Consider the following 23,271-nt stretch of genomic DNA (forward strand, 5'->3'; position numbering starts at 1 on the left):
ATAGTGCAGCAGCTAGCTCAAAATCGGCCGGGGGGAGCCTTTCTCTCGGCCAAGGGGATCCACAAGCAGTTCGGCGCGCTCGTCGTCCTGGAAAACCTGGATTTTTCCATGGGCGATGGCGACGCGGTCGGCATCGTCGGGCCGAATGGCGCGGGCAAGACGACGCTGCTCAGCGTGCTCGCCGGCGCCTTCCCGCCAAGTGCGGGAACCATCACCTTCGATGGCGCCGATGTCACGAGCCGGACGGCGGCGGAGCGCTGCCGCTCCGGGCTCGTCCGGACCCATCAGGTTCCCAAACCCTTCAGCGGCATGACGACCTTCGAAAACGTCTTCGTCGCCGCATCGCACGGCAATGCCGCAAGCCGCGACGAAGCATATCAGCGGGTGGTGGATTCGCTGTCGCTCTGCGGCATGCTCGACGTCGCCAACCGCCCGGCCGACACGCTCGGCCTTCTCGATCGCAAACGCCTGGAGCTTGCCCGTGCGCTGGCCACGCAGCCGAGGCTGTTGCTGCTCGACGAGATCGGCGGAGGACTGACCGATGGCGAGGCGAGCGAGCTCGTCGAAACCATCCTCGAATTGCGCCGCCGCGGTATCGGCATCGTCTGGATCGAGCACATCGTCCATATCCTTCTGCAGGTGGCGGAACGGCTGATCTGCATGGACGCGGGCAGGATTATCGCCGACGGCGAGCCGAAAATGGTCATGAGCAATGCGGAGGTGGTCAAGGCCTATCTCGGAGGGACACCCGCATGAGCCTTCTCTCCATCCGCGACCTCGACGTCCGCCACGGCCTGCTTCAGGCGGTGCGCGGCGTCAGTTTCGATATTGCCAAGAGTGAGGTGCTGGCACTGGTCGGCGCCAACGGCGCGGGCAAGACGACGCTGCTCAGATCGATCGCCGGCGCCCATCTTCCATGCTCCGGCCAAGTCCTTCTCAACGATGAAGACCTGGCCGCCGTCCCTTCCCACAAACGGATCGCCAAGGGCATTGCCCTGGTGCCGGAAGGCCGGCGCCTTTTCTCGCAGATGACCGTGGAAGAGAACCTGCTTCTCGGAAAGAGCTGCGGCCGCAAGGGTGAATGGAGCGTCGACCGCGTCCTCGACGCCTTCCCGAACCTCAAACCCCGCCGCCACGCAAAGACCGGGCATCTCTCGGGCGGGGAACAGCAGGCGACTGCCATCGGCCGGGCGCTGATGAGCAATCCCGATATTCTTCTGCTGGACGAAGTCTCGCTCGGACTTTCGCCTCTGGTCGTCGATCGCGTCTACGCCCAACTGCAGGCATTGCTGACCTCGGGAACGACCATCGTGCTCGTAGAGCAGGACCTTGCCCGCGCCATGAGCGTGGCAAGCCGCGTCATCTGCATGCTGGAAGGACGCATCGTCCTCGACAGGCCGGCCGCAGCCGTCACTCGCGAGCACGTCACCCAGGCCTATTTCGGATTGCACCGGGCCGCCGGCGAAAGGAGCGCATCATGATCAACACTCTGATCCAGGGCATTCTGCTCGGGGGCTACTACGCCGTCATCGCCTGCGGCCTGTCCTTCATGTTCTCCGTCATGCGGATCATCAATCTCGCCCATGGCAGCCTGGCGGTCGCGGCCGCATATGGGCTGTGGCTGCTTGCCGCCAAGGCCGGCATTCCGCCTTTCGCCGGCCTGCTGATCGTGCTGCCCGTCATGGCGATCCTCGGCTGGCTGCTGCAGCGATTCATTCTGGAACGCAGCGCCCGTGGCGGGACGCTGCTGCCGATCCTCACAACCTTCGGCCTGTCGATCGTCATCGACAACCTGCTGTTTGAGCAGTTCGGCGCCGACACACGGTCGCTCGCGCCCTTCATCGGCAACCTGTCCTATGCGTCCTGGCAGTTGCCGGGCCACATCTTCGTCGGCAAGCTTGCCGTCATGATGATGGTGACGGCAGTCTTCATTCTCGGGGGGCTGCAGTTTTTCCTCGGCCGCTTTGCGCTCGGCCGCGCCATCCGCGCCACGGCCGAGGATCCCGATACGGCAGGGCTGGTCGGCATCGATGCGCGCAGGGTCAATGCCGTCGCCACCGCGATCACCATGGTCACCATCGGGATTGCCGGGGCCTTTCTCGGGATGCGGGCAACTTTCAGCCCCTATGCCGGCGGCCCGCAGCTTCTCTTCGCTTTCGAGACGGCTGTCATCGGCGGAGCGGGATCGCTGTGGGGCACGCTTGCCGGCGGCATCGTTCTTGGCCTTGCCCAATCGCTCGGTGCGCAATTGCATCCGCAAGGCTTCCTGATTGGCGGCCACGCCGTATTTCTGCTGGTACTTTTCATCAGGCTGTCCCGCTTCGGCATGCCTCAACTCGACAAGCTCGGTGCGTTTTTCAACCTTCGTGCACGTCTCCGGAGCCCGACATGACCTTTGTCTCCAACGGCATATCGATAGAACGCTGGACGAAATCGTCGCGGGTGGCGCTTGGCTCCATGGCCGCGGTGCTTGTCCTGCTGATCTTCGCCCCCGCCGTCCTCGGCGCCGGCGCGATCGACCGGATGACGGCCCTGTTCATCTACGTAATTCTTGCTGCCATGTGGAATGCGCTCGCCGGTTTTGGCGGGCTGGTTTCGGTCGGCCAACAGGTGTTCTTCGGGCTCGGCGCCTACTTCACCATTCGGCTCGCCGATGCCGGGCTCGATCCGTTCATCGCGCTCTTTGCGGCCGCGATCGTGACCGGCGCGCTGTCGATCCCGCTTTCGCTGTTCATGCTGCGGCTGAAGGGCGGCGAGTTCGCGATCGGCATGTGGGTCATCGCCGAACTCGCCCACCTGCTCGTCAACCTCGACCGGCTGATCCAGGGAGAAACCGGAACCTCGCTGATCTCGCTCAACGTCTATGACAGCGGCACGCGGCGGGCGACAATCTACTGGCTTGCGCTCGCGTCCATGACCGCCCTGCTCGGTGCGCTCTTCATGCTGATGCGCAGCCGCGCCGGCGCGGCCATGCAGGCGATCCGCGACAATGAAGAGGCGGCGACCTCGGTCGGCGTGCGTGTGATCGCCACCAAGAGGCTGCTCTTCGTGCTCGCCGCCTTCGGCATCGCGATCGCCGGAGGCCTGTGGCTGGCGACTGCCACCACCTTCCAGCCGAAGACTTATTTCAGCGTCCAATGGACGGCCTACATGATCTTCATGGTGCTGGTCGGCGGGATCGGCAAGTTCGAAGGCGCGATCATCGGCGCCGTCCTGTTCTTCATGATCGAGACCTTCTTCGGCGGAGCCGGCGTGTGGTACCTGATCGGCCTCGGCGCCACCGCCCTGATTTTCTCGCTCTACCTGCCGCGCGGCCTCTGGGGCGAAATCGAGCGCCGCTTCGACCTGCAACTTCTTCCCGTCGGCTACCGGCTGAAATTGCCCGGTCCGAATAAGATCAAATGGGAAGAATGAGCCGGCTTCCGGATTCTATTGTGAAAGGTGACGTTGATGCTTTTTGGTAAAACAATCCTGGTAACCGGAGTGGCTTCCGGCATCGGCGCCCGGACGGCGGAACTGGCCGGCCAGATGGGCGCCGAGGTCATCGGTGTCGATGTGCGCGAGCCGGCCAATGGAGGCGCCGCCTTCATCACGGGCGATCTGTCCACGCCATCGGGCGTTGCCGAGATCGTTGCACGGCTCCCGACGCGCCTGGATGCGCTCGCCAATGTCGCCGGCCTTTCCGGCAGCACCGGCGTCGTCGCGACGCTCGCGGTCAACTTCTACGGTCTTCGCGCCCTGTCGGAAGCCGTGGCACCCCGCCTGCGCGAAGGCAGCGCCATCGTCAACGTCGCCTCGATCGCCGGCTACGGTTGGCGCGCCAATCTCGAGCGAGCAAAGTCGCTGACATCAATCGAGGGCTTTCCCGATGTGGCGGCGATCGTTCGCGAACACGGCCTCAAGGACGAGCAAGGCTACCCGCTCTCCAAGGAACTGCTCCTACTCTGGACCATGCGCGCGGCCCACCAACCATTGTTCAAGAACCGTGGCATCCGGGTCAATGCGGTCAGCCCCGGGCCGGTGGAAACGCCGATCCTTAAACAGTTCCGCGCCGTGCTCGGCGACGCCAGGGTCGACAGCGACATTACCCGCGTCGGCCGCGCCGGCACCGCCGCCGATATCGCGCCCGCCGTGCTCTTCCTCTGCTCTGACGGCGGGCGCTGGATCAACGGCGCCAATCTAGCCACCGACGGCGGCCTCGAAGCATCCATCAACGCCGAAGTCCTCGGCTTCTAGTTCTTTCCCTCAGGAGACCCCAGATGAATATTTCCCTCCTCATCAACGGCGCGGACCGCGCAGCCTCCGGCGGCCGGACCTACGACCGCCTAGATCCCTTCACCGAGAAGCTCGCAAGCCGCGCCGCCGCCGCCAATCTGGAAGACGTTGCCGCAGCCGTCGATGCCGCCGCCGTCGCCTTCGGCGCCTGGTCAAAGACCGGCCCTGGCCAGCGCCGCGCCATCCTGATGAAGGCTGCCGACATCATGGATTCCAAAGTGGGCGAATTTACCCGGCTGATGATCGAGGAAACCGGCGCGACCGCGCGCTGGGCCGGCTTCAACGTCATGCTCGCCGCCAATATCCTGCGCGAGGCCGGCGCCATGACGACGCAGATATCAGGCGAAATCATCCCGTCCGACAAGCCCGGCACGCTCGCCATGGGCGTTCGCCAGGCGGCCGGCGTCTGCCTGGCAATCGCTCCCTGGAACGCGCCCGTCATTCTCGCCACCCGCGCCATCGCCATGCCAATCGCCTGCGGCAACACCGTCATCCTCAAGGCATCCGAACAATGCCCGGGCACACACCGGCTAATCGCCACAGTGCTGACCGAGGCCGGCCTGCCAGCTGGCGTCATCAACGTTCTTACCAACGCGCCCGAAGATGCGCCTGAGATCGTCGCCGCGCTGATTGCCCATCCCGCGGTCAAGCGCGTGAACTTCACCGGATCGACCAAAGTCGGCAGGATCATCGCCGAGACCTGCGGCAGGCATCTCAAACCCGCTCTCCTCGAACTCGGCGGCAAGGCGCCGCTGGTTATCCTCGACGACGCCGATATCGACGGCGCCGTCAATGCCGCCATTTTCGGCGCCTTCATGCATCAGGGCCAGATCTGCATGTCGACGGAGCGGATCATCGTCGACGCGACGATCGCCGATCAGTTCGTCGCCAAGCTGGCCGCCCGCGCCAGCCAGCTGCCGGCAGGCGACCCACGCGGCCATGTCGTTCTCGGTTCGCTGATCAGCCTCGATGCAGCCAAAAAGATGGAAGAGTTGATCGCCGATGCGACGGCCAAGGGGGCAAAACTCGTAGCCGGCGGCAAGCGCTCCGGCACCGTGGTCGAGGCGACGCTGCTCGATCACGTCACATCCGACATGCGCGTCTATGCGGAAGAATCCTTCGGCCCGGTCAAGCCGATCATTCGCGTCTCCGGCGAGGAAGAAGCGATCCGCATCGCCAACGATACCGAATACGGCCTGTCGTCGGCCGTCTTCAGCCGTAACGTGCAACGGGCGATGGCAGTTGCGGCCCGGATCGAATCCGGCATCTGCCACATCAACGGCCCAACGCTGCACGACGAGGCGCAGATGCCCTTCGGCGGCGTCAAGGGCAGCGGCTACGGCCGCTTCGGCGGCAAGGCGGCGATCGCCGAATTCACCGACCTGCGCTGGATCACGATCGAGGATTCCGCCCAGCATTACCCCTTCTGACGACGAAACACATCACCGTGCCACAACGGCTATTGCAGTTGTGGCGCGGTCAATGTTCAGGCTGAGAAGCCATCCAGCGCATCGGCAAGTTTCAGCCAGAGATCATGGGGAGGCGAAGGAATTGGCCGTGAATCTTCATCGGAGATCCGGATTTCGAAAGCGACCCCATTCGATCTGAAGCCCGCCAGCATCCGGCGAAATTTCGTCGCCTTCTCCGTGAACGGGCCCGAACCCTGTTCGCCCAGCACGGTGCGGACCGTCGCCAGGGCGAGATTGAAGTTCTTCTGCAATTGTCCGAAGGCGCCGCGATGTTTGTCCCGCATGCCTCAATGGAGATCCCCGTGGGCGAGAGCGGCCATCGCATCGTTGAAATCGGACAAGTTATCGTCAATCGACACGATCAGCTCATTGAGGATGACAGCCGAACGGGAGAGATCCGGATCGGCGTAGTCGGCATTCATCCGCCGCGTCAGATCTCCGCTCAGGACAGCCGTCGCCAATGCCGCGATCTCCGCGCAGAATCTGTCTTTCTGATCTTTGAGATCAGTTGGCGCTTCAATGCTGCCGGGATCATCGGGAACTCGATCCTGATGCGCCGCATTCCAACCCGAACCGTTCGTTGTCTCGACCATGCACATCGAGCCTTAACGCAATACACCGCAGCCGTAGAACCAGCGGCGGATCATAAGTGCACAACTGCTATGGACCATGTCGTATTCCCGTATCCCTGCCGACCAATCGTGCCGCTGTCCCCGTGACAAGCGCGATCCCATCCAAGGCGGCAAGGCTTAAAAAAAGTGCTCTCGGCGCCATCCCCGGTCGGATGTTTTGCGCGCGAAACGGATAGCATCGACGTATTTTTGACTATGATTGAGCGGCCTGCCACGCGTTTCGAAAGCTGCTGGTGATCCGAGGGGCTTGGCGGCGGCCGACGCCGATGAGGCGCCGCTTGCCTGCAAAAATTTCCGGGAACCTTTTCGGCCGATCTGCATCCAATGCCTGCTTCCAAAGGCGCCACCGCCGCAGAAGCCATTCCGTCACATGGACACAAAGGAGACAGATCATGTTGAAACAGATTCTCGGCGCAACCCTCCTGGCAGCCTCGCTCGGCACGGCTTCGATCGCCGCCGATGCAAAGCCGACCGACCCTCAGATTGCTCATATCGCCTATACGGCGGGACAGATCGACGTCACCGCCGCGGATCAGGCATTGAAGAAAAGCAAGAATGCCGAAGTCATTGAATTCGCCAAGACCATGGAGCGCGACCACAAGGCCGTCAACGATCAGGCGCTCGCCCTCGTCAAGAAACTAAAGGTGACGCCTGAAGACAACAAGATCAGCCAGTCGCTCTCGACTCAAGCAAGCAAGGAGTTGAAGACGCTTGACGCTCTCGACGGCGCGGCTTTCGACAAGGCCTATGTCGAAAACGAAGTCGCCTATCACAAGTCGGTCAACGATGCGCTTGCCAAGGTGCTGATCCCCTCGGCGCAGAACAACGAGCTCAAGTCGCTCCTGGAAACGGGCCTGACCCTGTTCAAGCAGCACCAGATGCATGCCGAGCATCTTGCCTCGACGATGAAGTAGACTGGCGATGCATTTGCTGACGAAATCGCTGCCGCTGCTGTGTGCGCTACTCTGGACAGGCGGCGGCGTCGCCTCTGCCGCGGAATACCAAGTCACCATTGCAGGGATGAAATACAGCGCGCCGCCTGCCGAACTGCATGTGGGCGACGTGATCGTCTGGCGAAATGATGATATCTTCCGGCACACGGTGACGGCCCGCGACAAAAGCTTCGATATCGACCTGCCGCCGAAATCGGAAGGTCGCATGACGATCAGCCGAGCGGGAGCAGTCGACTTCTATTGCCGCTTTCATCCGGCCATGACGGGCAAACTGGACGTCCGGCCATAGGGCCGGGCTTCAATCAAATACGGCAGGCGGAGGATTCCCATGACAGCCATTCCGGTTCCGACCGAGCGACAGCAGCAGCACCAGCAGCAGATGTCGACATTCTCCGACGCAGATCTCGTGCCCTTGGCGAAAATGGGCGACGAGCCCGCCATCCGCACCATCATTCAACGCCACAACCAGCGCCTGTTCCGCACCGCGCGCGCCATCATCCGCAACGATGCCGAGGCGGAAGACGTCGTTCAGGCCGCCTATATCAAAGCATTCACCAATCTGGCGGCGTTCCGAGCCGATGCGCAGTTTTCGACGTGGCTGACCCGAATTGCGATCAACGAAGCGCTGGGCCGCGTGCGGCGCCGAAAGAACACAGCTAGGCTCGAGGAAATCGACATGCAGACGACATCGCCGGGCGGTGAAGTACTACAATTTCCTTCCTCCTTGTCCGCAACCGATCCAGAAACCGAGCTGTCGCGGAGCCAGGCGCGGCATCTCCTCGAACATGCGGTCGACGAACTTCCGGATGATTTTCGCGCCGTCTTCGTACTGCGTGATGTCGAGGGCATGAGCACCGACGAGGCCGCATCCTATCTCGGCATAAGACCCGAAACTGCCAAGACCCGATTGCACCGGGCGCGGAAGATGATGCGTCAGTCGATCGAAAAACGGCTCTCCGGCGCATTCTCGGCGCTGTTTCCGTTCAATGGCGCCCGGTGCGCTTTCATGGCCGATCGCGTCATTGCCGCCCTAGGCTCAGGACTCACAACGGGGTAGCCAAATAGGAGGATGGCGGCGAGGGTGATTGCGCCCATGAAGGTGTTGGCGCAGCGATCGTAGCGGGTGTGAATGTGTTACCCGTGTCCCCACCAAAAACTGCTTGACAATAACAAGACGACCGGTCATATATCTATTCATGCCTAGACCAGCCAATCCCGAAACGCGATCGCGCCTCCTGGATAAGGGGGGAAACCTCATCAGCACCCGCGGCTTCAATGCCACGGGCGTGCAGGAGATTACGTCGGTCGCCGGTGTGCCCAAGGGTTCGTTCTACAATTATTTCGAAAGCAAGGAGGCCTTCGCTGTCGAAGTACTGACCGAGTATTGGGATTCGGTGGTTGCTACCTACGGCCCGATCTTGGCCGATCACAACATGGCGCCGCTCGCGCGTATCGCGCGCTATTTCGCGAGCCTAGCAGAGTTTCACGAGCGCCGCGGTTACGCGGTTGGCTGCCTGATCGGGAATATGGCGCTCGAGGTCACGCCGTCGAGCGAGCATGTACGCATTACGCTGGCGGCAATCTATCGCCAATGGATGGCCTCGCTCACCGAATGCCTCCGGGAAGCCCAGGCCCAGGGCGAATTGCCGGCCGGAAAGGACCCGGGACAGGTTGCCGTCGCGTTGATCGACGCGTTCGAAGGCGCGGTCACGCGTGCCAAGGTCGAACGTAACCGGTCGCCATTCGACAGCTTTGAAGGTTTCGTTTTGCCCGCCCTTGTAACCTGAACAATTTTGGCCGGTAAATATACGACCGGTCATGCATTTGACAAGTTTCTCGCTGGAACGCCGCGACAACGAGTGCTGACCTTTATCCGCGGCAATCAAAGGAGCAAATCATGTCCACGATAATTACTACAGACGGCGTAAATATCTTCTACAAGGACTGGGGATCAGGTCAGCCGATCGTTTTCAGCCACGGTTGGCCGCTGACAGCGGACGACTGGGATGCCCAGATGACATTCTTCCTTCATCACGGGTATCGGGTGATCGCCCACGACCGGCGCGGCCACGGCCGGTCCGACCAGCCCAGCACCGGCAACGACATGGACCACTGGGTTGCCGACCTCGCGGCGCTGACTGAACACCTCGACCTGCGCGACGCGATCCATATCGGGCATTCGACGGGTGGCGGTGAGGTAGCTCGCTATGTCGCTCGCCACCAGGAGCGGGTTGCGAAGGCGGTGCTGGTCGCTTCTCTGACGCCGAACATGTACCGGAGCGAGGACAACCCGGCCGGTCAGCCGCCGGAGTGGTTCGAAGCGATCCGGGCCGGCGTGCTGGGCAACCGGTCGGAGTTCTACCGTTTCGTCCCTGAGAACCCGTTCTACGGCTACAACCTCGATGGGGCGAAGCCTTCGGAGGCAATCATTGCGAACTGGTGGCGCCAAGGCATGGCCGGCGGTGCCCTCGCTCATTACGCGACCGTCGACTCTTGGCTCGAAGATTATACCGAAGACCTCAAGAAGATCACTGTGCCGGTGCTGGTGATGCATGGCGAGGCTGATCAAGTCGTCCCGTTCGCAAGTTCAGTGCCGCGTGCGGTCGACCTGCTTAAGAACGGGTCGCTGAAGACTTATCCGGGCTACCCCCACGGCATGCTAACCACACATGCGGATGTCCTCAACCCTGACCTGCTGTCTTTCATCAGGTCTTGACGACACCTCTTGTCCATCATCGTATAGTGGTAACACTTGGGTTCGTAAATTGAGGAGGGTTCGGGTTTCGTCGTATTGTTGAAGGAACGAACAAGAAGCTCAAACCCTCCTCGAGAATTCGTCGGCCAAGGCCCCTATCGAAGCGGCGGCCTTGGCAGCGTTGCTCGGCCTTGGCGGAGGTCCACTCCGACGTCGGCCTCGCGCCCTACCTGCCCTAGACGATGCCCGACAGCACCGCCGGTCGTCCACCCGCGCTCGACCACGCGACAAGGGGAAGTAGGGCTCGATCCGGCGCATCTGCGCCTCGTTCAGCAGGAACATGTCGGTCATCGGCAGCGCCACCTCGACGCCGCCACTGAATCAAACTGGCCCCGCTCCACAAGTCCGTTTATGGGTCCTGAGCCTAATCCAAAAGACATCATGACTGGCGATGCAGCTCAAAACTCAATCTGTCGAGTTCGTCCAAAACCTGTTGGATCCGGGCGCGCGCCTCCCGATCGGCGGCGTCCGTCATTGGCGCGGCGTAATCGGCGCCCTCTTGCCACGGCCCCACAGGATGAAAGCTGAAAGGGCAAGCAGGATGACATTGAGGGGCAAGGCGGACGCTTCGCCGCGGGAGAGATGAAAGATCATCGCAGTGATCTGCAGCAGCACGCAGCCAAGCGCCGCAAGCACGGTCAGACGCGGCTGAATCCGAGTTAGGGCCGGCAGCAACACGCCCACTCCGCCGGCGAAATCGATAATACCCATGAGGCGCAGAAACCATGCGGGAACGTCGCCGGGCCATACCCACATTGCCGCCAGTTGGTCGACCGGCATGAAAAACTTCATACAGCCGAACAGCGTGAAGGCAATAAAGAGAAGCACCTGAGCGGACCATAGCCCGATTAGAAGCAACTTCCCCTGGGGCGCAGGCAAACCAGTCGCGGTGTTGGACATTCGAACCTCCTTGATAAGGGATGACGGCAATCCCGTCGAGCGAACAGATACAACTGGAAGCTCATCGTGAAAACCGTTATATTTTCGTGAAAATTTATCGACAGGATCGATGAGATATGCAGCCCCACCCGACTTTGGATCAGCTTCAGGTCTTCCTGACCGTGGTGGAGAAAGGCAGTTTTTCAGCCGCGTCCCGCGCCCTCAACCGAACGCAGTCGGTCGTCAGCTATACGATCGCCAATCTCGAGGCGCAGCTCAGGGTGGCGCTTTTCAGCCGCTCCGGCACCAAACGGCCGCAGCTGACGGAAGCCGGAAGGTCGGTGCTCGAGGATGCCCGCCGGTTGCTCGGCGATCTCGATCTGATGCGGGCGCGCGTCCAGGCCCTGAGCGACGGGCTGGAGGCCGAGCTCAATGTGGCGATGAGCGCTATCGTGCCGACGGACATTGTCGTCGACGTGCTGCGTGCCTTCCGCAGTCATTATCCCACCGTCTCCCTGAATGTAACGGTCGGCACATTGGGGATCGTCATAGATGCGGTTAGCAATGCGAGGGCCGTCGTCGGCTTTGGCGGCGCCATGGCGACGAGGAACGATCAGATCGTTTTCGAACGGATCGGCCAGTCGGCGATGATCCCCGTCGCCGCCCCCGACCATCCACTTGCAAAGTTGCGCCGGCCGATGACCCTCGCTGATGTGCGGGACGAAACCCAGCTCGTCGTCTACGACGCTTCGGGCTTGACGAAGGGACGCGATTTCAACGTGTTCTCGCTCAAGACTTGGCGTGTCAGCGACAACGCGACAAAACATCTCTATATCCGCGGCGCATTGGGCTGGGGCGGACTTCCGGCATCCTTGGTTAGAGATGATCTCGCCGATGGCCGTCTCGTCCATCTCCAGTTTCCCATCTTCGACCAGGGTGAGTACCCCATCCACGTGATACGCAATGTCGCAAACCCGCCGGGGCCGGCGGCAAGGTGGCTTACCACCGAACTTCAGGCGCGGCTTTCAGCCACTGACAAAGACGGGGGAGATCAAAAGGGCGTCCATTGAACGAGCCGCACTCAGTTCGATGCGTATCCTTGCGATATCCAAATTTCGCAGGCATGTACAATATGCGCAGGAAACCGTGCGTCGGCTACCCGTTTTTCTACAGGAACTGCAGGAATTAACAGAGGCTTAAGCGCTTTAGCGACATCTCGCACGGGACTATTTTCATAATCCATATGCGGTGTTTCTTTGCGGTCGACTCTTTCACATTCACTTGCCCGGGTCTTCGGAACCCTTCGCAGTCTCGGAAGAGATAGAGGCGGCAACGTCGCGATCGTCGTCGCCCTCACCCTGGTCCCGATGATCATCGCGGTCGGCGCGAGCTTCGACTACATTCGCACCTACAATATCCGACAGAGGATGCAGAGCGATCTTGACACTGCCCTGATTGCCGCTGTCAAAGAGATCGACACCGACGACAGCACCGCCCTCAAACAGAAAGTGTCCGACTGGTTCGGCGCGCAGGTGGAAAGCAGCTATACGCTTGGTGACATCAATATCGATACCAGCAACCATAAGATAACCGCGACGGCAAGCGGCACCGTTCCGACGACGTTGATGAAGATTGCCAACATCAACACCGTTCCCATCAGCGTCGGCAGCGCCGTCAAGGGGCCGGCCACCTCCTACCTCAACGTCTATATCGTCATCGACACGTCGCCTTCGATGCTTCTGGCGGCAACGACTGCAGGTCAGGCGACCATGTATTCCGGGATCGGCTGCCAGTTCGCCTGCCACACGGGCGATTCCCACACTATCGGCAACAAGACATACGCCAACAACTATGAATACAGCACGGCCAAGAACATAAAGCTGCGCGCCGATGTCGCCGGTGACGCCGTCAAGGACGTGCTTGCTTTGGTCGACACGTCCGACAGCAATCATCAACGAATCAAGGTCGGATTATATAGCCTGGGCGATACGCTGACGGAGGTTCTGGCCCCAACGCTGAGCACGGACACCGCGCGCAGCCGCCTCGCGGATTCGAGCTACGGCCTCACCAGCGCGACCTCGAAGGCGGCCACCTATTTCGACGTGTCGCTGGCGACGCTGAAGCAGAAGGTCGGCACCGGAGGGGACGGAACTACCTCAGGCACGCCGCTCAAGCTCGTTCTGCTGTTGACGGATGGCGTCCAGTCGCAGCGCGAATGGGTTACCGACAGCGTCGTATGGAAGAACAACAAGGCTGTATCCGGAGCATACTGGAATAAAGTCGCGCCGCTCAATCCGGACTGGTGCGGTTATCTGAAAAATCAATCCGACACGATGGCCGTGCTTTACACTGAATACCTGCCGCTCACCTCGGATTGGGGTTACAACGCGACCGTCGGCTCGACCATGGCAAGCGCCAACTGGAAGAATACCTGGGGCGGCACCATGCAGAGCGGCGTGTCTACAAGCATCACGAGACGCGACTACATTCCCTATGCGCTCTCGGACTGCGCATCCTCCAAGAGCCTGTTCATTTCAGCAGCGTCATCAGCCGAGATCACGGCAGGTCTGTCGGCGCTCTTCACACAATATCTCTCTTCCGTTCGGCTGACCCAATGAGGCGAAGGGGATTGTTTGTCTTGCTTCGCCGCATCTTGGGTGATCGCGATGGCGTCGCTGCAATTGAATTTGCGATCCTGGCCCTGCCGCTCTTCATCATCATATTTGGCATTATCGAAGTGTCGCTGATGTTCTTCGTCAACGCCACGCTTGACGCTTCGGTGCACAAGATCTCGCGGATGATCCGCACCGGCGAGGTAGCGTCTTCGAAGATCACATTGGCCGATTTCAAAGCCAGAATTTGTAATGACATGCTGCTCTCGTTCAACTGCTCCAGCGATCTCCTGGTCAAGGTGAGTGTGCTTTCCGATCTGTCGTCCGCGACCAGCGGCAATCCAATCGACACCAGCGGCAAGCTCGCCGTCACCGAGACTTACAATATCGGTCAGGGCAGCGACTATATCCTGGTCCAGACCTTCCTGCCCTGGACGGCCGTCGTCAATTTCCTCAGTCTTTCGAGCGCTAAGCTTTCCGACGGCCGCTATCTCATCGGATCTTCCGTGCTGTTTCGTAACGAGCCTTTCTGAGATGATGATAAAGCGGAATCTCTCCTTTTTCCGATGCGTCCTATCCCGCATCCTCCATCTTACGCGCGACCGCAGAGCCGCCTCGGGGGTCGAATTCGCGCTCGTGCTGCCGCTCCTGGTGATGCTGCTGTTCGGCACTGTCGACCTCGGCCATGCGCTCACGGTCAGCCGCAAGATAGACGAAATCGCCTCCACAACGGGCGACATGATCTCGCAGCAGAACACCTGGACGACGTCTGACGTCGCCAAGCTTCTTTCCGGCGCCAGCTTCATCCTCCAACCCTATGACACGACGGGTCTCACGATAACGGTCACCGTCAACGATATCAGCAAGACTGGCAGCGCGACGGTCAACTGGTCTGCCGCATTCAACACCACCGCGCTCAAATCCGGTACCGCGAGCGCGATCGAAATCCCGTCGCAAATCCAGGATCAAGGCGTTCAGGTCGTACTGACGCGGGTGCAATACAAATTGACGACACCCGTCTCGGCGTTCTTTTCAAGCTTTACCGGAATGAACGGCTACAGCTTCGATCAGCATTTCTTCAATCGACCGCGGACCAGCGATACGATCACCTACAAGTAGACCGTAAGTGACGAGGCATGGGTCAGAAGAGTAACGGACGACCGCCGCCGCGGCGCGCCCTCGTTCTGCTGACCACGCTGCGTTCGCATATGTCGTCGCGGCATCCTGAGATCGGCAATGCCCGCAAGATCCCGGCAGCCACTGCAATTCGTAGCACCGGCCTGCTTGACCAGCGGGCCACACCCATGGATCGGTGCCCCGTCAATGGAAAGGCGCCAGGCGAAGGGATGTTGCCCCGCCGGGACGGCGAGCGAGTCCGGCGGCGTCTCAATCCAATGGCGAATTCACGCATCAAAGCGCGTCGCGATCTTTCAGATTCGCTCCTTGCGCTTTAGCTCTTTGTTTTTGCGCATGTCGTTGCCGCAAAACCGCTGCACACTTTTGCGCGACATGCTTTAGTCTTGCAGACACTATTGTACATTTTGCTGTTGGCGGTCCCCTGCTTTTGCTAGGACGGTCGGGCCACGGCACCGATCGGACCGGATGCCCTGAAAGAGCGGAGATTTGAGATGCCGGATGAGGTCGTAGTCTATCAGGCGGAAGCCGAGGCTTTAGCGATGCGAGCCTGCCTGGCAGCCGGCGCTCGGGAAGCCACCGCCCGCTCCCTTGTGGGCGCCACCTTGTCCGCCGCGCTTTATGGGCCTTCGACACTCGGATTTCCGCACATGGTGGATTACCTCGACAGCTTCCGCGAGGGCCGCATCAACTGCGATCCTGCGCCGACCTGCGAGCGTCCCTATCCCGCCTTCTTCGTCGCCAATGCCGATCAGGGCATCGCCCAACTCGGTTTCGATCTTGCGTTCGACGATCTCACGGCCGCGGTGCGCAATTTCGGGCTCGCCGTCTTCACACAGACGAACAGCTATACGGCAGGAGAACTCGGCTATTATGTTCGCAGGCTCGCCGGCGAAGGGATTGTCGGCATCGCCGCAACCAACGCCAATGCCATGGTGGTCGCCAAAGCAGGCGGCCCGGCTGTCTACAGCACGAACCCGCTGGCCTTCGGCTTTCCGCTTGGAGAAGGGTCGCTGCCTCTCATCATCGATCAGGCCTCCAGCGCCACCGCCTATGTCAATATCGTCGCAGCAGCAGCCGAGGGGCGCAGCATCCCGGAAGGATGGGCCGTCGACCAAGCGGGAATGAACACCTCCGATGCCGCAAAAGCGCTCGGCGGAGCCCTGCTTCCCTTCGGCGGGCGCAAGGGCGCCAATGTGGCGCTGATGGTGGAAATGCTGTCGGCCGGCCTGTCCGGCGGCCCCTGGTCATTGGACACGCCGTCTTTCAGAGAGGGGAGCGCCAGCCCCGCAGTGGGCTTGACGGTCGTGGCGATGATGCCCGGGCGCCCTGATGATGGCCTTGTCGAACGTGCACGTCGCCAGGCAGCCCGCCTCCAAGAGCACGGCGTGTTCGTGCCTGGCGTCAGCGGCATCGAACATCCCAGGCCAGGGTCGGAAGGGCTGAAAATGCCGCGCGCGGTATTCGAAGCCATCGTGAAGATTGCGGGCGCCTGACGGGTCCCCGTCGATCATGAACTGCCGCACAGCGGGGCTTTTTTCGGGGAGATGTTCGAGGAACGATCCGGATGCAAAGCCGATCGGCACTTTCACGCCACGGCTTGTGCGCCGGTAATTTCCACGAGCGAGCCGCACATGAATGCCGCCTCGTCGGAGGCGAGGAATGCGACGAGGGCCGCGACCTCCTCCGGCCTGCCGATGCGACCGTAGGGAACGAGCTTGTCAAGATCGGCGATCGTCCGGCCCGAGCGGGTGACGCCGGCCTCCAGCATCGGCGTGTGGATTTCGCCAGGACAGACGGCATTGACCCGCACTTTGTCGGGCGCGTAGTCCCTGGCGAGATTCTGGGTGAAGGCGGCGACCGCCGCCTTCGTCGTGTTATAGGCAATGTGGTTCGGCGCGGGATGGAGCCCCCATTGCGAGCCCGTGTTGACGATCGCACCGCCACCGCCCGCTATCATATGCGGCAGGGCCGCGCGGCAGAGATGGAACATCGAATCCAGATTGACCGCGAAACTCGTCTGCCAATCTTCATCCGACAGAGAGAGCAAGTTGCCGCGCCGGTTGATACCGGCATTGTTGACCAGCACGTCGAGCCGCCCCTTGATGGCAAAGGCTTTCTCGACCAACTCGACGCATTCCGGCTTGCGGGAGATGTCGGCCGCAATGGCGGTCGCCGATCCGCCTGCCGCCTCGATGAGCGCGGCGACTTCGCCTGCGGCCTGGGCGTTGGCATCCGTCACCACCACCAGAGCGCCTTCATCGGCGAGCCTCCTTGAGATGGCCGACCCGATGCCGCCTCCGCCGCCTGTCACGACCGCGACCTTGCCCGAAAATCTCTTCATGTCACTCTCCTACCTGATATAGCTGCCGCCGTTGACATCGAAGGTCGCTCCATTGACCGACGCCTGCGAAGGGCGGAGCAGGAACGCCACCAGCTCGGCGATCTCGGCTGTCTCTGCCATCTCGCCGATCGGGATGTCGCCGACAACAGCGTCCTTTCCGTGTTTCGCCACGAACTCTTCGGCCATGTCGGTGCGCACCCAGCCCGGCGCAATGGAGACGGCGACGACCCCATCGCGCCCGAAGCTGCGCGCGATCGATTTTGTGAGATTGATGAGCGCGGCCTTGGTCGCGCCGTAGGGCATGGCGTCGGCGGCGTAACCGCGCTGTCCGGCGCGGCTGGCCATATTGACGATCCGCCCGCCGCCCTGTTGTTTGAAATACATGATGGCCTCCTTGCAGAGGTCCGCCGCTGCGAAGAAATTCACCTGAAATTCTTTCTGCCAGGCGGCCCGCCAATCGGACGGATCGGCGTCGATCGAAATCTCGTTGCGGATGCCGGCATTGTTGACGACGGCATGAATGCGCCCCGCCGCCGCGAGCGCGTCGCGCCATAGCGCGAAGGCGCCGTCCAGGCTGGAGAGGTCGGCCTGGACGATCAGGCCGTTGCCACCGAGCTTGCGGAGCAGGGCTTGCGCCCTCTCTTTGTCACGCCCGTAATGGATGACGGGGCGCGCGCCTTCGGCAGACAGGCGCTCGACGATGGCGGCGCCGATCCCGCCCGATGCTCCGGTGACGAGGACCGTCTGGCCGGCCAGGGATTGAACGTGGGACATCGTGACTCCTAACCGAGCAGGTCGACCTGGGGGCCCCAGGTGTCGGACAGGGCAAATCCTGCGGCGAAGGGATCGTCGTCGGAGATACGCAGCTGTTCCCGGCCATAGATATATGCTTGGCCGGTTATTCTCGGCAGCACGGCGCGGCGGCCGCCCACCTCGGTTTCGCCGATCGCCTCTGCCAGGAACTCGCCGCCGATGATCGACCGCGACGTCCTCGCATCTCCAACGGAGACCTCGCCGCGGGCATAGAGCGTTGCCAGGTTCGCCGAACTGCCGGTTCCACAGGGCGAGCGGTCGACGCGGCCCGGCTGCAGCGTCGTGCAGGTCCTCACCGCGCCATCGGCTTCACGGCCGCGGAACATCACGTAAGCGATCTCGTCGACGCCGCTCAGGACGGGATGAGCGACCGAGACCTGGCCAGCCAGAAGCGCCTTGAGCTCGATACCGGCTTCCGCCAGCAGTCGGGCATTGACAGGCGCAATATCGAGGCCGAGCTGGTCGACGTCGACCAGCGCATAATAGACGCCGCCGAAAGCGACATCGATCTTGATGCGCCCCCATTTCGGCGTCTCCACTTCCCGGTCCAGCGCTTCCGCGAAGCTGGGCACGTTGTCGAGACTGACGGACAGGCATCTGTTGTCACGGCAGATGGCACGCGCGACGATGAGACCGGCCGGCGTATCGAGGCGGACGATCGTCTCCGGCTCCGACATCGGCAGCCGCCCGCTCTCGAGAAGGGCGGTGACCACGCAGATGCAGTTGCTGCCGGACATCGGATGAGCGCGGTCGGCCTGCAGCACGATGAAGCCGGCGTCGGCATCGGCGCGCGTCGGCGCGACCAGCAGGTTCACCGACATGGCGACATTGGCGCGCGGCTCGAAGGTGACGAAGCGGCGCAGGCTGTCGTTGACCGTGTTGATATGGTTCATTTTATCGAGCATCGTCGCACCCGGTATCTCGGGCGCGCCTGAGACGATGACCTTGCCGATCTCACCCTGGCAGTGGACCTGCAGCAAGTCGAGGCTGCGGTCCCAGTTCATTCGGCCGCCTCCGGCTTGATGTACCAGCCCCAGGGATCTTCGCTGGCGAAGCGGGTGATCTGCTTGGTCTCGAGATAGTTGTCGAGACCCCAGCGGCCGAGTTCGCGGCCGATGCCGGATTCCTTGTAGCCGCCCCAGGGCGCCTCGGTGAAGGTCGGCTGCGAGCAGTTGATCCAGACGATGCCGGCGCGGAAGGCGGCCGCGACGCGCTCAGCCCGAATGTCGTCCTTCGACATCACCGCGGCTGCAAGGCCGAAGCGGGAATCATTGGCGAGCTCGATCGCCTCCTCCTCGGTCTTGAACGGCCTTATGCAGACGACGGGCCCGAAGATTTCCTCCACCCAGGCGGCGCTGTCGAGCGGAACGTCCGTCAGAACGGTCGGCTGGAGATAGTAGCCCCTGTCGAACCCTTCGGGACGGGCTCCACCACAGGCAACCGTCGCGCCTGCCTGCCGGGCCGCTTCGATCGCCGCAACGACCTGCTCGTGCTGGCGCTCGGAAACCAGCGGCCCCAGCAGAACGCCCGCGTCCAGGCCGTTGCCGATCTTGATCTTGGTCGTTTCCTCGATGAGACGCGCAAGCAACCGCTCGTAGACGGTGTCCTGCACCAGGACTCTAGACGTCGCGGAGCAGACCTGGCCCTGGTTCCAGAAGATGCCGAACATGATCCACTCGGCGGCCTTGTCGATATCGGCGTCCTCGAAGACGACGAAGGGCGACTTTCCGCCGAGTTCGAGGCTGACGCGCTTGATGTCGCGAGCGGCTGCCGCCATGATTTTCGAGCCGACCGGCCCGGAGCCGGTAAAGGCCAGCTTGTCCACCTCCTTGTGATCGATGATCGCCTGTCCGGCGACCGACCCCGCTCCCGTAACGATGTTGAGCACGCCCGGCGGCAACCCGGCTTCGTCGGCGACCGCCGCCAGTTCGAGCGCCGTCAGCGACGTCAATTCGGCAGGCTTCAGCACCATGGTGCAGCCGGCGGCCAGTGCCGGCGCAACCTTCCACGCCGCCATCAGCAGCGGATAGTTCCAGGGAATGATCGCGCCGGCGACGCCCAGCGGCTCGCGGACCGCCTTGGAGGTAAAGCGCTGATCGGGAAGCGCGATCGCCTCCTCGGGATTGTTGTCGAGCTGTTCGGCGAGCCCCGCATAGAAATCGAAGCAGCCCGCCGCGTCGGCAACGTCCCAATCGGCCTCGGGGAACGGCTTGCCATTATCGAGAACTTCGAGGTGTGCGATCTCGGCCTGATGGGCACGGATGCCATCGGCGATCGCGCGGAGATACCGCGCGCGCTGGGCACCCGTCAGCTTCGGCCAGCCGTCCTTGTCGAAGGCTCGGCGAGCTGCCTTGACGGCAAGATCGACGTCCTCGGCCGTTGCGGCGCCGATCGTCTGGATCACCTCTTCCGTTGCAGGGTTGGTCACCGTGCAGGTACCACCCTTGATCGGCTTCACCCACTGTCCGTCGATATAGAGTTCGCTTCGCATGTTCACTCCCTTGCTTTCGTAGGTGTCAACCGCCCTAGAAGCGGTCGATACGGTAGGGTCTCATGTCCACGGGCGGCTGCGCGCCCGTAACAAGATCGGCCATCAGGCGGCCGGTCGTGGCTGCATAGGTGAGACCGAGATGTCCATGGCCGGTGGCGTACCAGACGTTGCGGCGCTTGGCGGACGGCCCCATGACCGGCACGGTGTCGGGCAGCGCCGGGCGATGCCCCATCCATTCCGTCGTCTCCACCGCCTTCAGCTCAGGCAGCGCCTCTTGGGCTCGCTTCACCAGGATCTTTGCACGCCGATAATCCGGCGGAGCATCGAGGCCGGCCATTTCGACCGTACCGCCGACGCGGATGCCGCCTGCCGTCGGCGTAACCATGAAAGCGCGCGCCGGCCAGATGATCGAATGGCGCATCGAAATACCAGGCTCCATGATCTGCGTGTGATAGCCGCGTTCGGTTTCGAGCGGGATATGTTCCCGCAGCAGCGCGGAAAGCCGGGCAGTGAAGGCGCCGGCCGCAAGCACCACCGCGTTCGCGGCAAAGATCTGCCCATCTGCCAGGCGGACCGCGGAAACGCCGGCCTCGTTTTGCTCGAAATCGACGACATCACCCTGAACGATCCTGCCGCCGAGCGCCTGGAATTTTTCAGTCAGCGCGGTGACGAGCTTGTACGGATCGGTGATCGACCGGTTGTCGGGAAAAAGGACCGCCTTGCCGATCGTGGTCGTCAAAGCCGGCTCGAGATCGCGGATGGCATTGCCGCCAAGGATTTCGTGCCGGAAGCCGAAGCGCTCCAGGATATCGATATGTTCCCGGTCCGTCTGGAACTCGGCCTCGTCGGCATAGAGGCTGAGGCACCCCTCGGCCGTCAGCATGTGCGTGAGGCCCGTCTCCTTCAGCAACACGTCCAGATCTTCGTGGACGCGCCGGCAGAGCACGGCGCCGGCCGCCTCCAATTCCCTCAGCTTCGAGGGACGGCTCGCAGCGAGGAACATGAGGAACCAGGGCACCAGTTTCGGCAGATAGCCGGGCCGGATGCGCACAGGACCTTCCGGATCGAGCAGCCATTTGGGCATCTGCGCCCAGATGCCGGGGCGCGAGGCCGGCATGAATTCGGTGACGGCGATGCTCGCCATATTGCCATAGGAGGCGCCTCGACCCGGCGCCGCCTTGTCGAGCAAGGTGACGTTGTTTCCCCGGCGCTGCAGTTCATAGGCGATGGTGGCGCCGATAATGCCGGCGCCGACGACCACAATGGATGACACGGTGAACCTCGCAAATTCAGAGATCCTCGGGGCGGCTCGGCCACCCCGACCTGTTCTTATTACCAGTTGAGGATCGGTTGCATCGCCGCCTTGAACTCGGCCTTTTCCTCCACCGTCAGTTCTCCGAGTGGTGCGCGGCACGCACCCACGGGCAAGCCCTGAAGCTCGCAGCCGTACTTGATCTTCTGCACGAACTTGCCGCTCTCGAGAATATTCATCGCCCGGTAGAGCGTTTTCATCTGCTGGCGCGCCTTGTCCAGATCGCCGGATCTGAACGTGCGGTCGAGATCGCAGCAGGCCTTGGCCATGCAGTTGGACGGACCGCAGATCCAGCTTTCCGCGCCCCAGAACATGAAATCGAGCGCGATATCGTCGGAGCCGCTGACGAGCTGGATCTTGCCCTCATAGCGACTGGCGATGTCGATCGCGCGCTGCAATACCCCAGAGCTTTCCTTGATCCCGATCACATGCGCATTATCGGCAAAATGATCCATCAGCTCGAAACTGATGTCCGAGCTATCCTTGGCCGGATAGGAATAAAGGACGAGGCTCACATCGACGGCACGGAGCACGGCTTCGTAGTGCTTGATGAGCTCTGCCTGGGTCGGACGGGTATAAAATGGCGGCGCCAGCAGCACCGTGTCATAGCCGATATCCTTGGCCATCGCCGTCTGCTCGATCACCTCGCGGGTGGCGGGCGCGTTGGTGCCGGCGATCAGAATTTCGCCCGGTTTGGCAAATTCCTTGACGAACTGCAGCACGTCACGGCGCTCTTCCTTGGATTGGCTGAAATACTCGCCGGTCGACCCGTTTGGAACCCAACCGGTGACGCCTGCCTCACGCAGATGTGCCAGGAGCTTTTCGAATGCCTTGAAGTCGATCTTGTTGTACGCGTCGAAGGGAGTGATGAGCGCGGGCATGACGCCGGAAAGTTTCATGGGATTCTCCTGTCTGGGAACGACATTGTTAGATTGCGAGCTTCTTGAGAATGCGTCCCTCGATGAGGGAGACGGCCCGCGTGAGTGGGAAGGCGATGATGAAGTAGATCAGGGCGACGATCGTCAGCACCTCGACGGGACGGGCGGTGTTGTTGGAGATGTTCTGGCCGACGAACATCAGATCGGCCATCCCCACCGCCGAGACGAGCGCGCTCTCCTTGAAAAGGCTGACGCAGTTCGACAGCAGCGTCGGAATTGCCCGCAGCACCGCTTGGGGTAGCACGACGTTCAGGACCTGGGCCCTGCGCGGCAGGCCGAGAGCGACGCAGGCGTCCAGCTGTTCCCGGCCGATGGACTTGAGGCTGGCCCGGAAGGTTTCGCTGGCAATCGCTCCCATGTAGAGCGTGAGCGCGATGACGCCCGATACCAAGTTCGAAAGCTCGACGCCGAGGATGAGCGGCAGGCAGAAAAATATCCAGAAGAGCTGGATGAGGACCGGCGTGCCGCGGAAGAATTCGACGTACAGGCTCGAGACCGCGCGAAGTACGAGGTTGCGCGACGTTCGGGCAAGGCCGACGAGGAAGCCGAGGGAGCATCCGAGCACGACGCAGATGACCGTGAGCTTGATCGTCATCCATAGGCCGAGCAGGAGTGCGTTTTCGAAGCGCAGCAGGATCGAGAAGTCGAGTGTCATTCTGGCCTC

Annotated in this window: 26 protein-coding genes; 16 read left to right on the top strand and 10 right to left on the bottom strand. The window is 61.9% G+C overall.

What is annotated here, in order from left to right; all coding sequences use genetic code 11:
• The first annotated feature begins 3 nt into the window (after window positions 1-3).
• The 6 genes from HJB82_RS29235 to HJB82_RS29260 are packed head-to-tail and all read left to right on the top strand — an operon-like array spanning window position 4 to window position 5,705.
• Complete coding sequence (locus HJB82_RS29235) at window positions 4-756, top strand: ABC transporter ATP-binding protein (RefSeq protein WP_405049117.1); 753 nt, start codon at window positions 4-6, stop codon at window positions 754-756.
• Entirely contained in the window at window positions 753-1,481 is a 729-nt protein-coding gene (locus HJB82_RS29240; protein ID WP_207584576.1) for an ABC transporter ATP-binding protein, read from the top strand. Before HJB82_RS29235 ends, HJB82_RS29240 begins: the two co-directional genes overlap by 4 nt.
• A complete protein-coding gene (locus tag HJB82_RS29245) occupies window positions 1,478-2,392 on the top strand; it encodes a branched-chain amino acid ABC transporter permease (RefSeq protein ID WP_207584575.1) in 915 nt (304 codons plus the stop codon). Before HJB82_RS29240 ends, HJB82_RS29245 begins: the two co-directional genes overlap by 4 nt.
• Entirely contained in the window at window positions 2,389-3,414 is a 1,026-nt protein-coding gene (locus HJB82_RS29250) for a branched-chain amino acid ABC transporter permease (protein WP_207584574.1), read from the top strand. The genes HJB82_RS29245 and HJB82_RS29250 overlap by 4 nt, the downstream gene beginning before the upstream one ends.
• A 36-nt stretch (window positions 3,415-3,450) precedes the next feature.
• A complete protein-coding gene (locus HJB82_RS29255) occupies window positions 3,451-4,236 on the top strand; it encodes a coniferyl-alcohol dehydrogenase (protein ID WP_207584573.1) in 786 nt (261 codons plus the stop codon).
• A 23-nt stretch (window positions 4,237-4,259) separates the two neighbouring features.
• Window positions 4,260-5,705, top strand: a complete 1,446-nt coding sequence (locus HJB82_RS29260; RefSeq protein WP_221117214.1) for an aldehyde dehydrogenase — start codon at window positions 4,260-4,262, stop codon at window positions 5,703-5,705.
• 56 nt (window positions 5,706-5,761) lie between these two features.
• Here HJB82_RS29260 and HJB82_RS31840 read toward each other — a convergent pair whose 3' ends face one another.
• Both HJB82_RS31840 and HJB82_RS31845 read right to left on the bottom strand, forming a co-directional pair.
• Window positions 5,762-6,028, bottom strand: coding sequence for a hypothetical protein (locus HJB82_RS31840; protein WP_246762830.1), 267 nt, complete (start codon window positions 6,026-6,028; stop codon window positions 5,762-5,764).
• A gap of 3 nt (window positions 6,029-6,031) precedes the next feature.
• On the bottom strand, window positions 6,032-6,337 hold the full coding sequence (locus HJB82_RS31845; protein ID WP_246762822.1) for a hypothetical protein: 306 nt from the start codon (window positions 6,335-6,337) through the stop codon (window positions 6,032-6,034).
• 431 nt (window positions 6,338-6,768) lie between these two features.
• On the opposite strand from HJB82_RS31845, the gene HJB82_RS29270 reads away from it, so the two are divergent.
• From HJB82_RS29270 to HJB82_RS29290, 5 genes are all read left to right on the top strand, one after another.
• Window positions 6,769-7,290: a DUF4142 domain-containing protein gene (locus tag HJB82_RS29270; RefSeq protein ID WP_221117213.1), complete on the top strand. Its 522-nt coding sequence runs from the start codon at window positions 6,769-6,771 to the stop codon at window positions 7,288-7,290.
• 7 nt (window positions 7,291-7,297) lie between these two features.
• Complete coding sequence (locus HJB82_RS29275) at window positions 7,298-7,618, top strand: cupredoxin family copper-binding protein (RefSeq protein ID WP_207584570.1); 321 nt, start codon at window positions 7,298-7,300, stop codon at window positions 7,616-7,618.
• 39 nt (window positions 7,619-7,657) lie between these two features.
• Window positions 7,658-8,386: an RNA polymerase sigma factor gene (locus HJB82_RS29280; RefSeq protein WP_207584569.1), complete on the top strand. Its 729-nt coding sequence runs from the start codon at window positions 7,658-7,660 to the stop codon at window positions 8,384-8,386.
• Window positions 8,387-8,525: 139 nt separating this feature from the next.
• Window positions 8,526-9,116: a TetR/AcrR family transcriptional regulator gene (locus tag HJB82_RS29285; protein WP_207584568.1), complete on the top strand. Its 591-nt coding sequence runs from the start codon at window positions 8,526-8,528 to the stop codon at window positions 9,114-9,116.
• A 110-nt stretch (window positions 9,117-9,226) separates the two neighbouring features.
• Window positions 9,227-10,045, top strand: a complete 819-nt coding sequence (locus HJB82_RS29290; RefSeq protein WP_207584567.1) for an alpha/beta fold hydrolase — start codon at window positions 9,227-9,229, stop codon at window positions 10,043-10,045.
• Between the two features lie 510 nt (window positions 10,046-10,555).
• Here the strand turns inward: HJB82_RS29290 and HJB82_RS29295 are convergent.
• On the bottom strand, window positions 10,556-10,984 hold the full coding sequence (locus HJB82_RS29295; RefSeq protein ID WP_207584566.1) for a DoxX family protein: 429 nt from the start codon (window positions 10,982-10,984) through the stop codon (window positions 10,556-10,558).
• 116 nt (window positions 10,985-11,100) lie between these two features.
• Here HJB82_RS29295 and HJB82_RS29300 point away from each other — a divergent pair, with 116 nt between their 5' ends.
• From HJB82_RS29300 to HJB82_RS29320, 5 genes are all read left to right on the top strand, one after another.
• Entirely contained in the window at window positions 11,101-12,033 is a 933-nt protein-coding gene (locus HJB82_RS29300; RefSeq protein ID WP_221117212.1) for a LysR family transcriptional regulator, read from the top strand.
• Between the two features lie 186 nt (window positions 12,034-12,219).
• Complete coding sequence (locus HJB82_RS29305; RefSeq protein WP_207584564.1) at window positions 12,220-13,581, top strand: TadE/TadG family type IV pilus assembly protein; 1,362 nt, start codon at window positions 12,220-12,222, stop codon at window positions 13,579-13,581.
• A complete protein-coding gene (locus HJB82_RS29310) occupies window positions 13,578-14,108 on the top strand; it encodes a TadE/TadG family type IV pilus assembly protein (protein ID WP_207584563.1) in 531 nt (176 codons plus the stop codon). The genes HJB82_RS29305 and HJB82_RS29310 overlap by 4 nt, the downstream gene beginning before the upstream one ends.
• Window position 14,109: 1 nt before the next feature.
• Window positions 14,110-14,694, top strand: coding sequence for a TadE/TadG family type IV pilus assembly protein (locus HJB82_RS29315; RefSeq protein WP_207584562.1), 585 nt, complete (start codon window positions 14,110-14,112; stop codon window positions 14,692-14,694).
• Between the two features lie 509 nt (window positions 14,695-15,203).
• Complete coding sequence (locus HJB82_RS29320; protein ID WP_221142237.1) at window positions 15,204-16,205, top strand: Ldh family oxidoreductase; 1,002 nt, start codon at window positions 15,204-15,206, stop codon at window positions 16,203-16,205.
• Between the two features lie 92 nt (window positions 16,206-16,297).
• Here HJB82_RS29320 and HJB82_RS29325 read toward each other — a convergent pair whose 3' ends face one another.
• Genes HJB82_RS29325 through HJB82_RS29355 form a run of 7 tightly spaced genes read right to left on the bottom strand, consistent with a single transcriptional unit; the run spans window position 16,298 to window position 23,262 of the window.
• Window positions 16,298-17,053 carry an SDR family NAD(P)-dependent oxidoreductase gene (locus HJB82_RS29325; RefSeq protein WP_221117210.1) on the bottom strand — a complete coding sequence of 252 codons (756 nt, stop codon included), beginning with the start codon at window positions 17,051-17,053 and terminating at the stop codon, window positions 16,298-16,300.
• Window positions 17,054-17,062: 9 nt separating this feature from the next.
• Complete coding sequence (locus tag HJB82_RS29330) at window positions 17,063-17,827, bottom strand: SDR family NAD(P)-dependent oxidoreductase (protein ID WP_221142239.1); 765 nt, start codon at window positions 17,825-17,827, stop codon at window positions 17,063-17,065.
• Between the two features lie 8 nt (window positions 17,828-17,835).
• Window positions 17,836-18,870 (bottom strand): proline racemase family protein, encoded by a 1,035-nt coding sequence (locus HJB82_RS29335; protein WP_207584558.1) that lies wholly within the window; start codon window positions 18,868-18,870, stop codon window positions 17,836-17,838.
• Window positions 18,867-20,357, bottom strand: a complete 1,491-nt coding sequence (locus tag HJB82_RS29340; RefSeq protein WP_221142241.1) for an aldehyde dehydrogenase family protein — start codon at window positions 20,355-20,357, stop codon at window positions 18,867-18,869. The genes HJB82_RS29335 and HJB82_RS29340 overlap by 4 nt, the downstream gene beginning before the upstream one ends.
• 34 nt (window positions 20,358-20,391) lie before the next feature.
• Window positions 20,392-21,630, bottom strand: a complete 1,239-nt coding sequence (locus HJB82_RS29345; RefSeq protein WP_221117207.1) for an FAD-binding oxidoreductase — start codon at window positions 21,628-21,630, stop codon at window positions 20,392-20,394.
• A gap of 59 nt (window positions 21,631-21,689) precedes the next feature.
• Window positions 21,690-22,568: a dihydrodipicolinate synthase family protein gene (locus HJB82_RS29350; RefSeq protein ID WP_221142242.1), complete on the bottom strand. Its 879-nt coding sequence runs from the start codon at window positions 22,566-22,568 to the stop codon at window positions 21,690-21,692.
• Window positions 22,569-22,596: 28 nt separating this feature from the next.
• Window positions 22,597-23,262, bottom strand: a complete 666-nt coding sequence (locus HJB82_RS29355) for an amino acid ABC transporter permease (RefSeq protein ID WP_207584554.1) — start codon at window positions 23,260-23,262, stop codon at window positions 22,597-22,599.
• Between the last annotated feature and the right edge of the window lie 9 nt (window positions 23,263-23,271).

Source organism: Rhizobium sp. NZLR10, assembly GCF_019685125.1.
Taxonomy (GTDB): domain Bacteria; phylum Pseudomonadota; class Alphaproteobacteria; order Rhizobiales; family Rhizobiaceae; genus Rhizobium.